Genomic DNA, 13,933 nt, shown 5'->3' with positions numbered 1-13,933 from the left:
ATGGCTCCCCAGGTTGGGTTTGAACCAACGACCCTTCGGTTAACAGCCGAATGCTCTACCGCTGAGCTACTGAGGATTATAAACTTTTCAAGGTTGCGGTAAGGGTTAAATCCAGCCCCCGTGCTCTACCGCTGAGCTACTGAGGAATATTAAATTTAAAGAGGTGCTCAGCACACTCAAAACTGAATAGTAAATCATGAAAGAGAAAGTCTTAAGTCATTTGTGTTAGACTGCTGTTTCAACTTTCGTTGATCAAGCCCTCGACCTATTAGTACTGGTCAGCTAAATACATTGCTGCACTTACACCTCCAGCCTATCAACCTTGTAGTCTTCAAGGGGTCTTACTCCATAAAGGATGGGAAGTCTTATCTTGTGGGGGGCTTCACGCTTAGATGCCTTCAGCGTTTATCCCGTCCGTACGTAGCTACCCAGCCATGCCGTTGGCACGACAACTGGTACACCATTGGTACGTCCATCCCGGTCCTCTCGTACTAAGGACAGCTCCACTCAAACTTCCTGCGCCCACGATGGATAGGGACCGAACTGTCTCACGACGTTCTGAACCCAGCTCGCGTGCCGCTTTAATTGGCGAACAGCCAAACCCTTGGGACCTGCTTCAGCCCCAGGATGCGACGAGCCGACATCGAGGTGCCAAACCTCCCCGTCGATGTGGACTCTTGGGGAGATAAGCCTGTTATCCCGAGGTAGCTTTTATCCGTTGAGCGACGGCAATTCCACTCTCATACCGCCGGATCACTAATCCCGACTTTCGTCCCTGCTCGAGGTGTCCCTCTCGCAGTCAAGCTCCCTTATGCATTTGCACTCTAATGAATGATTTCCGACCATTCTGAGGAAACCTTTGGGCGCCTCCGTTACTCTTTCGGAGGCGACCGCCCCAGTCAAACTGCCCACCTGGTACTGTCCCCGAGCCGGTTCACGGCCTCGGGTTAGAACCCTAGTATTGGAAGGGTGGTATCCCAACAGTGACTCTGCGTCAACTGGCGTCAACGCTTCTCAGTCTCCCACCTATCCTGTACATCCAATACCAAAATCCAATGCCAAGTTGCAGTAAAGCTCTACGGGGTCTTTCCGTCCTATCGCGGGTAATGAGCATCTTCACTCATACTACAATTTCGCCGGGTACATTGTTGAGACAGTGCCCAAGTCGTTACGCCATTCGTGCGGGTCGGAACTTACCCGACAAGGAATTTCGCTACCTTAGGACCGTTATAGTTACGGCCGCCGTTCACTGGGGCTTAAGTTCCCTGCTTCGCCTTACGCTAACAGTTCCCCTTAACCTTCCAGCACTGGGCAGGCGTCAGCCCGTATACTTCATCTCTCGATTTCGCACAGACCTGTGTTTTTGCTAAACAGTCGCTTGGGCCTATTCACTGCGACCTATTTTACTAGGCACTCCTTATCCCGAAGTTACGGAGTCATTTTGCCGAGTTCCTTAACAATGCTTCTCCCGATCGTCTTAGGATTCTCTCCTCGCCTACCTGTGTCGGTTTGCGGTACGGGTACCTACCATTCTCCTTAGCAGCTTTTCTTGCCAGTGTGGATTCACAGACTTCCATACTTATTTTCTGTCCCCATCACACCTCAGGCTTCGCGGAAACCGTACTTCACTAATTTCCACCCTCAGTGCTTAGACGGGCTCTACCATCAGCCCGCTCCTGCTATCCTCCTGTGTCACTGCGTCAGTCAAACGAATGGTCGGTAGTACAGGAATATCAACCTGTTGTCCATCGCCTACGACGATACTGTCCTCGGCTTAGGTCCCGACTTACCCTGGGCGGACGAGCCTTCCCCAGGAAACCTTAGGCTTTCGACGGTGAGGATTCTCACCTCACTCTCGCTACTTATGCCAGCATTCTCTCTCGTATTAAGTCCACCACTCCTCCCGGTATGGCTTCAATCCTAATACGATGCTCCTCTACCGCGCATCTTACGATGCACCCATAACTTCGGTGGTAAGTTTTAGCCCCGGACATTTTCGGCGCACAATCACTCGACTAGTGAGCTGTTACGCACTCTTTAAATGAGTGGCTGCTTCTGAGCCAACATCCTAGTTGTCTCTGCAATTCCACATCCTTTTCCACTTAACTTACACTTTGGGACCTTAGTTGATGATCTGGGCTCTTTCCCTTTTGACAATGAAACTTATCTCACACTGTCTGACTCCCGAGTAGGTAATATATGGTATTCGGAGTTTGATAAGATTCGGTAAGCCGTGAAGCCCCCTAGTCCATTCAGTGCTCTACCCCCATATATCTTCACTCGAGGCTAGCCCTAAAGCTATTTCGAGGAGAACCAGCTATCTCCGAGCTCGATTGGAATTTCTCCGCTACCCACAAGTCATCCCCGCATTTTTCAACATACGTGTGGTTCGGTCCTCCACGGTGTTTTACCACCGCTTCAACCTGCTCATGGGTAGGTCGCCCGGTTTCGGGTCTACAGCATGCAACTTATTCGCCCTATTAAGACTCGGTCTCCCTTCGGCTCCGTGACTCCAGTCACTTAACCTTGCTGCATACCGTAACTCGCTGGCCCGTTCTACAAAAAGTACGTGGTCACACTTTCCAATAGTGCTCCCACTGCTTGTAAGCACAAGGTTTCAGGTTCTCTTTCACTCCCCTCCCGGGGTGCTTTTCACCTTTCCCTCACGGTACTATTTCTCTATCGGTCATCAAGGAATATTTAGGCTTGGAAGGTGGTCCTCCCGGCTTCCCACGGGGTTTCACGTGTCCCGTGGTACTCTGGTGCCCATCTCGCTGACTCGTATTTCGCTTACGGGGCTTTTACCCTCTTTGGCTGCACTTTCCAATGCTATTCAGCTATATTCGTCAGATCGATTCTATGGGTCCGCAACCCCGGATGTCCGAAGACTTCCGGTTTGGCCTCTTCCCATTTCGCTCGCCGCTACTTTGGGAATCACTTTTGTTTTCCTTTCCTCCGGCTACTTAGATGTTTCAGTTCACCGGGTTCCCTCCATATACCTATGAATTCAGTATATGGTAACATCCTATTACAGATGCTGAGTTCCCTCATTCGGATATCTGCGGATCAATGTTTGCTTGCAACTCCCCGCAGCTTTTCGCAGCTTGACACGTCCTTCTTCGGTTCTTGATGCCAAGGCATTCACCCTGTGCTCTTCATAGCTTGATCTTTTCGTCTACTTTTCTTTTTCCCTAAGACTTTCGCAAAATTATATCTTACCCTTTTTTCATCTTTGCAGATTAGTTTTTAGATATCTTTTCGCTCTACTCTTTCGTTTCTACTATTCAGTTTTCAATGTGCTTTGAGGCTATGCCTCAATCCCCTCATGCGCTCGCCATGCTCACACATGGTGCTTTCTGTCTTTCCTATGCTGCCGCTTTGGGGCTCCCTTTCTTAGTTTTCAGGGATCGCGCCCCGCAACCTTTCGGTTGCTTTGGTGGGCTCAAGTGGACTCGAACCACCGGCGAGATAACTTATGCGCTCACTCTCGTTCGCGCAACCGCTTCCGGCCGTCACCTTTCTTAGTTTTCAGGGATCGCGCCCCGCAACCTTTCGGTTGCTTTGGTGGGCTCAAGTGGACTCGAACCACCGACCTCACGCTTATCAGGCGTGTGCTCTAACCTGCTGAGCTATGAGCCCATTTTCAGTTAGCTGCTCCGGTGTCTCCCGCTTTCCCCCACTTGGTGGAGATGAGCGGAATCGAACCGCTGACCCCCTGCTTGCAAGGCAGGTGCTCTCCCAGCTGAGCTACACCCCCATTTTAAATCACATACATCTCTGTATGTGCTCTAAAAGGCTTACTATGCAGTTTGCTGTTTCAAATCATACAGTACCGAAAAGAAAATACCTTACTCGCGCTTTCCTAAATCTTCTCTTTTCTACACCCTAGAAAGGAGGTGATCCAGCCGCACCTTCCGATACGGCTACCTTGTTACGACTTCACCCCAGTCATTGATCTCACCTTCGACAGCTCTCTCCTTACGGTTAAGCCACTGGCTTCGGGTGCTCCCAACTTCCGTGGTGTGACGGGCGGTGTGTACAAGGCCCGGGAACGCATTCACCGCGACATGCTGATTCGCGATTACTAGCAACTCCGACTTCATGTGGGCGGGTTGCAGCCCACAATCCGAACTGGGACCGGCTTTTTGAGATTCGCTTCCCCTTACGGGTTCGCTGCCCTTTGTACCGGCCATTGTAGCACGTGTGTAGCCCAAGACATAAGGGGCATGATGATTTGACGTCGTCCCCACCTTCCTCCGAGTTGTCCCCGGCAGTCTCACTAGAGTTCCCGCCTTTACGCGCTGGCAACTAGCAATAAGGGTTGCGCTCGTTGCGGGACTTAACCCAACATCTCACGACACGAGCTGACGACAACCATGCACCACCTGTCTCTCTGCCCCGAAGGGAAACTGTATCTCTACAGTCGTCAGAGGATGTCAAGCCTTGGTAAGGTTCTTCGCGTTGCTTCGAATTAAACCACATGCTCCGCTGCTTGTGCGGGCCCCCGTCAATTCCTTTGAGTTTCAACCTTGCGATCGTACTCCCCAGGCGGGATACTTAATGCGTTTGCTTCGGCACGGAACCCTATCGGGCCCCACACCTAGTATCCATCGTTTACGGCGTGGACTACCAGGGTATCTAATCCTGTTTGCTCCCCACGCTTTCGTGCCTCAGTGTCAGTTACAGTCCAGAAAGTCGCCTTCGCCACTGGTGTTCCTCCTAATATCTACGCATTTCACCGCTACACTAGGAATTCCACTTCCCTCTCCTGTACTCAAGTCACACAGTTTCAAATGCAACCCCGGGGTTAAGCCCCGGTCTTTCACATCTGACTTACATGACCACCTACGCACCCTTTACGCCCAGTAATTCCGGACAACGCTTGCTCCCTACGTATTACCGCGGCTGCTGGCACGTAGTTAGCCGGAGCTTCCTCCTATGGTACCGTCATTTCTTTCGTCCCATAGGACAAAGGTTTACAATCCGAAGACCTTCTTCCCTCACGCGGCGTTGCTGGGTCAGGGTTTCCCCCATTGCCCAATATTCCCCACTGCTGCCTCCCGTAGGAGTCTGGACCGTGTCTCAGTTCCAGTGTGGCCGATCACCCTCTCAGGTCGGCTACCCATCGTTGACTTGGTGGGCCGTTACCTCACCAACTATCTAATGGGACGCGAGCCCATCCTGCATCGAATAAATCCTTTTACCTCAAAACCATGCGGTTTCGTGGTCTCATGCGGTATTAGCAGTCGTTTCCAACTGTTGTCCCCCGTTGCAGGGCAGGTTGCTCACGCGTTACTCACCCGTCCGCCACTCGGTATACCCACAGTTCCTCCCGAAGGATTCACAAAGGGCAACCTCGTTCGACTTGCATGTGTTAAGCACGCCGCCAGCGTTCGTCCTGAGCCAGGATCAAACTCTTAATTAAAATCTTAACGCCCTCTCGGACGTTTTTAACTAACATATTGATCTAGGCTCCGCTTTCAAGCATTTCCTTTTCGTTCTTGGTACTGTATTGATTTTTCAAGGTTCGCCGCGTTTTTTGCGGCTTATTTATAATACCAAACTCCCTTCCCTCTGTCAACATCTTTTTTCAAAAAATTTAATGCTTTTTTGACATGTTTTTGAGCGCCCGAAAAGTATGTATTTTACGCGCACTTCATATAGCATAGTTATAAAACGGAGCCACTATATTTTGCCTTTTCCGATTCAAAACAGGGAAAGCTGTTTTGGTTCCGGCGGCAACTTTTTATATGCCGCAATGATATCCCGCATCCGGAAGATTAAGCCGTATTTTTTACATTCCGCCTGAAACAGGCTGCGCAGCTTCTTTGCTTGCGGGGAACCGCAGAAATAATTGCTTCGGAATACGCTGCGGTATTTCCGGCTGAGTCCGGGAAAATGCTCGTCCAGCTTTTTATAATAGTAATCCCTTTGATTCTGGCGGAGCGTCATGCCGAACGCGGGAAAGATAAACCGCGCCCCGTTTTCATACGCGAGCCGGATCATTTCCGCCACATTCTCTTCCGTATCCGTAATATAGGGAAGCATAGGAGTAAACAACACACCCGCAAAGATACCCGCGCGGCTAAGTTCCCGAATTGCCCGAAAGCGCTCCGACGAAGCCGGTGCATACGGCTCGATGACCTTCGACAAGGAATCATCCACGGTCGTGACCGTTATCTTGATGTTGGCGCAGTGTTTCCGGGAAATCCGTTCGATCAGATCGATATCCCGCAGCACAAGCGTACTTTTGGTATCGAGCGCTACACCGAAACCATATTGATCCAGCAGCTTAAGCGCGCCGCGCGTCGCTTCCATTTCCTCTTCAAACGGATTATAGGTATCGGACATCGCCCCTACTCCCACAACGCCTTTCCTCCTCTTTTTCCGCAGCTCGCCTTCCAGAATCTGCAATGCGTCCTTCTTCAGCCGCACCCGGTCAAACTCCTCCACGCCATAGCACTCGCTCCGGCTGTCACAATAAATACAGCCGTGGCAGCACCCCCGATATAGGTTCATATTATAATCGTTGCCAAACCACGAGTCGTCTTTGGGCCGGGCAAGGATCGTCTTCGCAGGTACAAGTTCCATATCAAAAGCCCTTCCCCTCCAAAAAACCGATGAACTTTTTTCCGCTGAAGATTTCGTTGGTTACAAATGTTCCATTATAATAGACTGAAAAGGTTGGAAACGGAGAGGGTGCCTCTTGCGCTTCTTCCTTAGAGCCAATTTTTTGAAAGCAAACGGAGGCGCCTCGTTCCCCGGCAATCTTTTCCAGAAATGGATATACTTTGCGGTCCACGGGCAATGGTCCGTATAATAGACCATAACGCCCTGCTGTGCAGCAGTCCCTCTTTTGACGCTTTCACGGAATCTTGGGATATCGCATTTCCATCAAACGGCAGATACAGAAGTTTAAAAAAAGGCGGCGCGGTATCCGCCGTCCGAAACCCGCGCTTTTTATAAAACCCGGGATCGGAGAGGAAGGGCCGTTTTTTGTCGGCGCAAACTGCCGCAAGTCCTTTTTTCCCCCAGTTCCTTTGCCGTTTCACTGCACCGCTCCAGCAGCGCAGTACCATATCCTTTTTTCGTGAGCGAACCGGCGACCCAAAAACAATCGATAAACAGATAACCGTCCGCGGCGATCGGCGCCCATGCGTTTTCCGCCGGGACAAATTCAATCAATGCCTTTCCCCGCGCGTCCGCCTTCCAGAATTGGTAGCCATCGGCAAAGCAGCCCTTCATCCATTCCTTTTTCGCCTGCGTACTTTTTTTGTCGGAAATCGCGCAGCACACATGCTCCCTGTCAACCGTATCTCCGCTTATTTCTATTAAATTCCCCAATTACTCCTCCACCCCGATATAGACGTGTATTTCCTCGGGCTGCCCGTCCTTCCCTGGAAAATATTCTTCAAAGTCGCTGATATACGTCCTTTTCAGCGGCATGCTCCATACCACGTTCCAGATTTCTCCAAGCCCGTTTTCCGGATCTTTTGTCACGAATCTTGCATAACTCCCGGCGCGGATCTTTTTCACCGTGAATACAGGCATTCCGCTCCCATTTGTTTCACACCCGGCAAGATAGGAATATGGTTTTGTAAAGTCGCCGTCATAATCGGTATACAGACCGATATAATTTGTGTTTATCCGTCCTTGGATCATTTCCCCTTTACCATTCCCAAGGAAATCATTCCAGAGCGGAAAAATATCGCGCATCGCCTCTCCGTCTTTGTTTTCCGTTCGGATTTCGATACCTTCAACTTTTTTTCTCCTATCTTTACAACTTCATAATCCATACCTGTTTTGCTTCCTTTCCTATTTTATCGTTTGAAGCCAGCATAACAGATATAATATGACGCCATATGTCAGTTAAGCATAATTTTCAATCATTTTTTCGAGCCGCTTTGCAATAATCATCCGGATTGAACCGTTCCTTTTCCAAGAGCTTCCTATACAATGTGCAGTGATCCCTGTGAAAAGAAACAGATTCCCGCATGGCCTCCAAAAACAAAGCCTCCGTTCCATCCAAGTCATAAATAGCTTTCTTCCTTCGCGCCCATGACGTTTCCTCCTGCCCGTTTAGCGTTTCACATCTTCTGGCAAGCCGGGCAATAATAGATACTGCCCCCTAAATAGGCTTCTTTCTTGATTCCGCCTCCGCATTCCGGACAAACCATGGCTGCATTGTTTTTGCTGAGAATCGTCCGGTAGCCGCCCGGATTCCCATACAAATCTTTTTCCGTATCGCGGCCGCCTTTTTCCGCCATATCCCGGAGCACGTTTTTGATAGCCATATAAAGCTCTGCGGTCTCCTGCCCCGAGAAATCCCCCGCCTTTTTCTTGGGGTGGATTCGCGCCGTCCACAGGATATCCTGCAGCACCCCGTTTCCAAGGCCCGGGATTCGCTGCTCCGTCGCAAGGAATGCCTTGGCGGAAATCTTTTTCCGGTCTACGCTGTGAAGAAGCGACCGGAAATAATCCACATCGAATCCGTCCTCCAGCGGCGATGCCTTTTCCCGCGCCGCAAGGTAATACGGGTTATCGTTTGTCCCTGCGCGGAACGCCGAAAGCGCCCCATACATCTGCACGCTCCCCACAAGCGCGCTCCCATCGTCAAACGCAAGGTAAAGCTGGTGCCTTTTCGGCTCCGCCTGTCCCGGTGCAAGGAAACGGAGATTGACCCCGTCGTTGAAATCGAGCCGCATATCCTCCAGTTCAATCTCGACATGCCCTCCATAGGAACGGCTCTCACCCGCTGTTTTCCCCCGCAGGAGCACGCCATAATGTTCCGGTTCCCCGGCAAAGAACGCGAAACGATGCGGGCTTTTCCCCGCAATAACGCGTTCGATCCTTTTCCCCTTGATTGCTTTCGTAAGCTGGTTTGCCAGCGTGACGCTTTCCGGCAACTCGATCATTGTGTTTCCTCCTACAAGTATGGTTGATGGTTTAGTGTACCATACAAAAACGGACACCATATGTCATATTAAAGCGCACGCCGCTTCCGCAAACAGGATCCGGCCGCCGGTCTCCTCCGCCTAAAAAATCACCTCGTCGACCACACCGCCGCCAAGGCAGGCGTCTCCGTCATACAAGACGCAATACTGCCCCGGCGTGACCGCCCGCTGCTTTTCTGCAAATTCAACGCGGTACACGCCTTCGCCGCACTTTTCGGCATGCGCCTGCTGGTCCGGCTGACGATAGCGCACCTTGGCCATACAATCGAAGCCCGGCTTCTCCTCTCCTCCCGAAATAAAATTCATTCCACTCATAACAAGCGCACGGGAGAAAAGCAGTTCCGACTCCGCACCCTGCGAAACATATAAAATATTATTCTCCATATCCTTCCTGACGACAAACCAGCGCTCACCCGTTCCACCCTTGGAACCGCCGATGTCAAGCCCCCGCCGCTGTCCGAGCGTATAATACATCAGTCCGTCGTGCCTGCCGACGACCTTCCCGTCCAGCGTTTTCATATCGCCCGGATTGGCAGGAAGGTAGGTCTGCAAAAACTGCTTGAATTTCCGTTCCCCGATGAAGCAAATACCCGTAGAGTCCTTTTTTTTCGCTACCGAAAGCCCTGCCTCGCCGGCAATACGCCGCACGTCCGCTTTTTGCAGCTCTCCTATGGGGAACATCGCCCGTTCGATCTGGCTCTGAGACAGCATGCACAGGAAGTAACTCTGGTCTTTCCCTTCATCGAGGCCTTTTTTGAGATATGTCGTCCCATTTCGGCGCTCGAGCCGCGCATAATGCCCGGTCGCAAGGAAATCCGCTCCCGCTTTTTTTGCAAAGTCGAGGAACGCCGCGAACTTGATCTCTTTGTTGCACAGCACATCCGGGTTCGGCGTCCGCCCACGTTTATATTCCTCTAGGAAATACCGGAACACGCGTTCCCAATATTCATGTTCAAAATTAACGGTATAATAGGGGATATCGATTTTTGCGCAGACCGAGCGCACGTCGTCATAATCCGCCGCTGCTGGGCATTCGGAATCCTCCGCGCTGTCGTCCCAGTTCTTCATAAAAACGCCCACAACATCATAGCCCTGTTCCTTCAGCAACAGTGCCGAAACCGCCGAATCCACGCCGCCTGACATTCCCACAACGACGCGCTTTTTCTGGTTTTCCATAAAATTTTCTCTCCGGTCTTCTATATCATGCCGCCCACTTATAGTATAATCGTTTATAGGAATTATGCAAGGAGGCGCAAATGGCCGGAAGACGAAAGAAAAAAACAGCCGCAGGCGCGATCATCACTATTTTATGTATCGCGGGCTTATTGCTCATGCTCGCGCTTGGAACGGACGGCGCTTTCCTGGATTCGTTCGGGGATTTCCTCGGGAGCGCCGCATTATCTCCTTCGGCGGCGAACGTCGCCAAACTGGTTCCCGGGGATAACGATGATTTGCTGCTCTATGTGATCGATACCGGAAATTCCGACAGTATGGTACTCCTGACGCCGGATGGGCATTCCCTGCTGATCGACGCGGGTGAAAGCGACGATGCGGGCCGTATCCTCGATACGCTTTCCGCACTTGGGATCGAATCGCTCGATGCCGTGGTAGCTACGCATCCGCATGCCGACCACATTGGCTCCATGGCGGCTGTGCTGAACCAGATTCCCGTAGGCACAATCTATATGACCGATTTTGTAACGACAACAAAAACCTATGAAAAGATGCTCGGCGCAATTGAAGAAAATAATGTTCCCGCAGTCAATGTGACGGATGGATATGCGTTTGACCTCGGCGGCGTCCGTTTTACGGTCCTGAACCCGCAGGCCCGCGAGTATGGCGACGCCAACAATTCGAGCATCGTGCTGCTTGCCGGATACGGCGGTACAAAGTTCCTGTTCGAGGGCGACGCGGAAGAGGAAGCAATTGCTGATATGCTGGCAAATGATTCCGGCCTGATGGATGTGGACGTCCTTAAGGTCGGCCATCATGGTTCTCATAATGCCACCACGCAGGAATTTCTCAACGCAACGACTCCCTCCCTCGCCATCATCAACTGCGGCGAAGGCAACGATTACGGACATCCGCATAAGGAAACCCTCGATATGCTCGGCGCAATGGACGTTACAGTCCTGCGCACCGACCAAGACGGCGATATTGCCGTTTTCTCAGATGGAACTGCCGTCCGCTATGCGGCAGCGGCTTAAAAGAGTAACCAAACCGCCGGGCGTTAATACGCGCCCGGCGGTTTGATCCATCAGCCTAGTTCATCCACTTCTACCGTAATATAGTTTTCGCTGATCCCATACGCCTGTGCGATAGCTTTCTTGATCTGCCTGCCGATCCCGGGCTTATCGCTCTCCGGATTCGCTTTCAGCACGTCGAATATGACCTGGTCTGTTTTTTCATCGTCGAGCCGGGAAATATCTATTTCATCCGCAATGGCATAATCCGCATAGACCTTGGCTCCATAGCGGCTTGCACTGCTTGCGCAGAAAGAGCTTAGTTCCATCTGGTCGTTTTTATCAAACCAGAATACATAATCATCCACCTGTACGACCGCGTTCTCATTCCTGTATTTTGCGTGGAGCTTTGTTTCAAAAACGGAGAATTCTTTACGGTCCATGTCCTTTACAGTTCCGTTTTCCCGGTGGAACGCATACCCCATTTCCTCCGCCCGCTGTTCCGTCGAGGTCTCAAGGCCGGTCATCCCGCATGCGTCCTCAAAGCTCTTTAAATCCGTTTCATAAACGCGCGTAATATTTCCGTTCCCATTCCGTTCCACGAAAACAAACGCGCCGACTTCTGCAAAGATGCCGCACGTCATGGTATTGTATCCTTCGTCACGGAGCCCTGCAAGGGGCTTTCCATTAAACCAGTAGTTTCCGTCGCTTTCGTTCAGGGTTACGCCAAAAGGCTCATACGGCTTCATATCATCCTGTTCATCGTCCCATTCGCCGTCCTCCGGGCCAGAATAGGCCACAGCGGTCTCCCGGGTTTCTCCGAACGGCCACTGCCCCACATTACGTTCCTCCCTTGTTTCCGCAACCTTCTCACGGCCAAGACCGGCGGCCGATTCCATCATTTCCCCTACTTTTCCATAAAGCGGCGCGCAGCTGCATAAAACGCCCGCCACAAACAATCCCGCCGCAGCTGCGGCGGCCGTTTTTATGACCTTGCTTTTTTTGTTGTTCATTTTTCCTGCCTCCGTTCCGGTTTCCCTGCTTTTATTATAGAGGGGAACGGAGCGAAGTGTTTTACGGCCCATTGAACACTTTCTTAAAATTGTATGAAAAAAGGCGGCCTCAGGCCGCCGCTCTATTAGTCTTTCAGAACCAAAAAAACCGGGCAATGATCGCTGCCCAGAATGTCCGGGCAAATATCCGCATCCTCGATCCTGTCCTTCATATCCTCCGACACCAGAAAATAATCGATACGCCACCCCGCGTTATTCGCCCGCGCGTTGAAACGGTAGGACCACCATGAATACCGTCCCGTTTCATCTGGATGCAGGTAACGGAAAGAATCGATAAAACCGGAATCCAGAAGCTCTGTCATTTTTTCCCGTTCCTGCGGCGTAAACCCAGCGTTTTTCACATTCGTCTTGGGGTTCTTAAGGTCGATCTCCGTGTGCGCCACATTGAGGTCCCCGCACACGACTACGCCTTTCTTTTTATTCAGCGTATGCAGGTAGGCGCGGAAATCGTCTTCCCACTTAAGGCGGTAATCAAGGCGCTTCAAACCCTCGCCGGAATTTGGGGTATACACGTTTACAAGGTAGAAATCCCCGAATTCAAGCGTAATAACACGGCCTTCACGGCTGTGCTCTTCCACGCCAAAATCATAGGATACGCTGAGCGGTTCCACCTTTGAAAATACTGCCGTGCCCGAATATCCTTTTTTCTCTGCGCTGTTCCAATATTCATCATATTCCTTAAAATCAAATTCCGCCTGTCCGCGCTGCATTTTCGTCTCCTGGACACAAAAAACATCGGCTCCGCTCTCATAAAGATATTCAAGGAAGCCCTTTCCCGCCGCAGCCCGCAGGCCGTTTACATTCCACGAAATCAATTTCATTTTGTCACCTTCTATCCAATTCTGCCATCTGGTCTGTTCTTTTATTGATACACTGCCTCCCGGCGCCATATTCAGTCCTTTTTGTGTTTGGCAACCCGGCAGGCCTCTTCCGCCTCGATCTTAGCGCGGCGCGCCGCCGCTTCGAGCTTCAGGTATTCTTTCTTTGCGGCCTCCGCTTTTCTGGAAAGCTTCTGCGCCGCTTCCACCGCTTCCTCCGCGTCGCTGTCCTTTAAGGACTGTACCGGGTCGAACGTATCCTCGCGGTACAGCCATACGAGCACTGTAAATAGGAATATTCCGGCAAGAATAATCCCTGTCATCTCTGTCAGGCTGGTGGTCCCCAAAAGCCCCATCAGGGCAACCAGAACGATCCAGATGACCAATACAAACACCAGCGCTTTTTTAAACATCAGTGAATAAGAATTGCGCAGCGTCAGTGCGAACAGCATCAGGCTCACTGCAAGCGATATGGAAGATATTTGCGCGCAGAAATTATGCAGGGACGAAAATCCGGGAAATGTCTCGGGCAGAAACGGAAAGAAATTCCCTACGATCAGCACTACAATGGCAAAATAGACGAAACCGCGTATCTTAGAGTGCGTATTTTTAGTGAGCATCAGCAGATAGCCCATAAAGCTGGCAAAGTATGCGCAAAATACGATTGTCCAGATAATGAACCAAAAGTGCATGTTTCCGCTCGTATTACCCATCGCCGACATGGACGTCGTGAGAATATTGTCTTTTGTGCCCATAATAAGCGTAAAAAACGGAATGATTCCAAGTGAAAATATCCCATAGAAGATCAGGCCCCCAAAAAGCCGTCTCCTGTACTTCGACATTTCGTCTTTCATAAATGATCCCCCCAGTTGTTGATACCTTTAAGATATCATACAGGCATAGCT

General features: G+C 51.0%; 10 protein-coding genes, 3 tRNA genes and 2 rRNA genes. 1 reads left to right on the top strand and 14 read right to left on the bottom strand.

The features are described 5' to 3' along the window. Position 1: 1 nt before the first annotated feature. From B1H56_RS02270 to mnmA, 11 genes are all read right to left on the bottom strand, one after another. Positions 2-76, bottom strand: a tRNA-Asn gene (locus B1H56_RS02270). Between the two features lie 172 nt (positions 77-248). Further along, positions 249-3,168 (bottom strand): 23S ribosomal RNA (locus B1H56_RS02265). 394 nt (positions 3,169-3,562) lie between these two features. Continuing rightward, positions 3,563-3,639, bottom strand: a tRNA-Ile gene (locus tag B1H56_RS02260). A gap of 42 nt (positions 3,640-3,681) precedes the next feature. Next, positions 3,682-3,757, bottom strand: a tRNA-Ala gene (locus B1H56_RS02255). A gap of 132 nt (positions 3,758-3,889) precedes the next feature. Further along, positions 3,890-5,425, bottom strand: a 16S ribosomal RNA gene (locus B1H56_RS02250). The 16S and 23S rRNA genes sit together here with 3 tRNA genes alongside, the layout of an rRNA operon. 281 nt (positions 5,426-5,706) lie before the next feature. Further along, on the bottom strand, positions 5,707-6,591 hold the full coding sequence (locus B1H56_RS02245; RefSeq protein ID WP_066520637.1) for an SPL family radical SAM protein: 885 nt from the start codon (positions 6,589-6,591) through the stop codon (positions 5,707-5,709). A gap of 1 nt (position 6,592) precedes the next feature. Continuing rightward, positions 6,593-6,802 (bottom strand): YoaP domain-containing protein, encoded by a 210-nt coding sequence (locus B1H56_RS15110; RefSeq protein WP_243108746.1) that lies wholly within the window; start codon positions 6,800-6,802, stop codon positions 6,593-6,595. Positions 6,803-6,960: 158 nt separating this feature from the next. Next, a complete protein-coding gene (locus B1H56_RS14805; RefSeq protein WP_242861999.1) occupies positions 6,961-7,344 on the bottom strand; it encodes a GNAT family N-acetyltransferase in 384 nt (127 codons plus the stop codon). Continuing rightward, on the bottom strand, positions 7,345-7,752 hold the full coding sequence (locus B1H56_RS02235; RefSeq protein WP_082771063.1) for a GyrI-like domain-containing protein: 408 nt from the start codon (positions 7,750-7,752) through the stop codon (positions 7,345-7,347). 335 nt (positions 7,753-8,087) lie between these two features. Then, positions 8,088-8,915: a formamidopyrimidine-DNA glycosylase gene (locus B1H56_RS02230; protein ID WP_066520635.1), complete on the bottom strand. Its 828-nt coding sequence runs from the start codon at positions 8,913-8,915 to the stop codon at positions 8,088-8,090. Between the two features lie 120 nt (positions 8,916-9,035). Beyond that, a complete protein-coding gene (mnmA, locus tag B1H56_RS02225) occupies positions 9,036-10,130 on the bottom strand; it encodes a tRNA 2-thiouridine(34) synthase MnmA (protein WP_066520630.1) in 1,095 nt (364 codons plus the stop codon). Between the two features lie 80 nt (positions 10,131-10,210). Here mnmA and B1H56_RS02220 point away from each other — a divergent pair, with 80 nt between their 5' ends. Then, on the top strand, positions 10,211-11,161 hold the full coding sequence (locus tag B1H56_RS02220) for a ComEC/Rec2 family competence protein (protein ID WP_066739742.1): 951 nt from the start codon (positions 10,211-10,213) through the stop codon (positions 11,159-11,161). A 50-nt stretch (positions 11,162-11,211) separates the two neighbouring features. Here the strand turns inward: B1H56_RS02220 and B1H56_RS02215 are convergent, their stop codons facing one another. The 3 genes from B1H56_RS02215 to B1H56_RS02205 form a co-directional block, all read right to left on the bottom strand. Further along, on the bottom strand, positions 11,212-12,150 hold the full coding sequence (locus B1H56_RS02215) for a hypothetical protein (protein WP_147554696.1): 939 nt from the start codon (positions 12,148-12,150) through the stop codon (positions 11,212-11,214). A 125-nt stretch (positions 12,151-12,275) separates the two neighbouring features. Continuing rightward, a complete protein-coding gene (locus tag B1H56_RS02210) occupies positions 12,276-13,031 on the bottom strand; it encodes an exodeoxyribonuclease III (RefSeq protein ID WP_066520717.1) in 756 nt (251 codons plus the stop codon). 71 nt (positions 13,032-13,102) lie between these two features. Continuing rightward, complete coding sequence (locus tag B1H56_RS02205) at positions 13,103-13,882, bottom strand: cell envelope integrity TolA family protein (RefSeq protein ID WP_066520621.1); 780 nt, start codon at positions 13,880-13,882, stop codon at positions 13,103-13,105. Positions 13,883-13,933: the final 51 nt, after the last annotated feature.

This window comes from Christensenella minuta (assembly GCF_003628755.1).
Taxonomy (GTDB): domain Bacteria; phylum Bacillota; class Clostridia; order Christensenellales; family Christensenellaceae; genus Christensenella; species Christensenella minuta.
This window is presented reverse-complemented; position numbering and strand designations above follow the sequence as displayed.

Coding starts and splice junctions, on each gene's coding strand:
- mnmA (WP_066520630.1), bottom strand. CDS start 10,130: ATGGAAAACCAGAAAAAGCGCGTCGTTGTGGGAATGTCAGGCGGCGTG.
- B1H56_RS02205 (WP_066520621.1), bottom strand. CDS start 13,882: ATGAAAGACGAAATGTCGAAGTACAGGAGACGGCTTTTTGGGGGCCTG.
- B1H56_RS02220 (WP_066739742.1), top strand. CDS start 10,211: ATGGCCGGAAGACGAAAGAAAAAAACAGCCGCAGGCGCGATCATCACT.
- B1H56_RS02245 (WP_066520637.1), bottom strand. CDS start 6,591: ATGGAACTTGTACCTGCGAAGACGATCCTTGCCCGGCCCAAAGACGAC.
- B1H56_RS02215 (WP_147554696.1), bottom strand. CDS start 12,150: ATGAACAACAAAAAAAGCAAGGTCATAAAAACGGCCGCCGCAGCTGCG.
- B1H56_RS02210 (WP_066520717.1), bottom strand. CDS start 13,031: ATGAAATTGATTTCGTGGAATGTAAACGGCCTGCGGGCTGCGGCGGGA.
- B1H56_RS02230 (WP_066520635.1), bottom strand. CDS start 8,915: ATGATCGAGTTGCCGGAAAGCGTCACGCTGGCAAACCAGCTTACGAAA.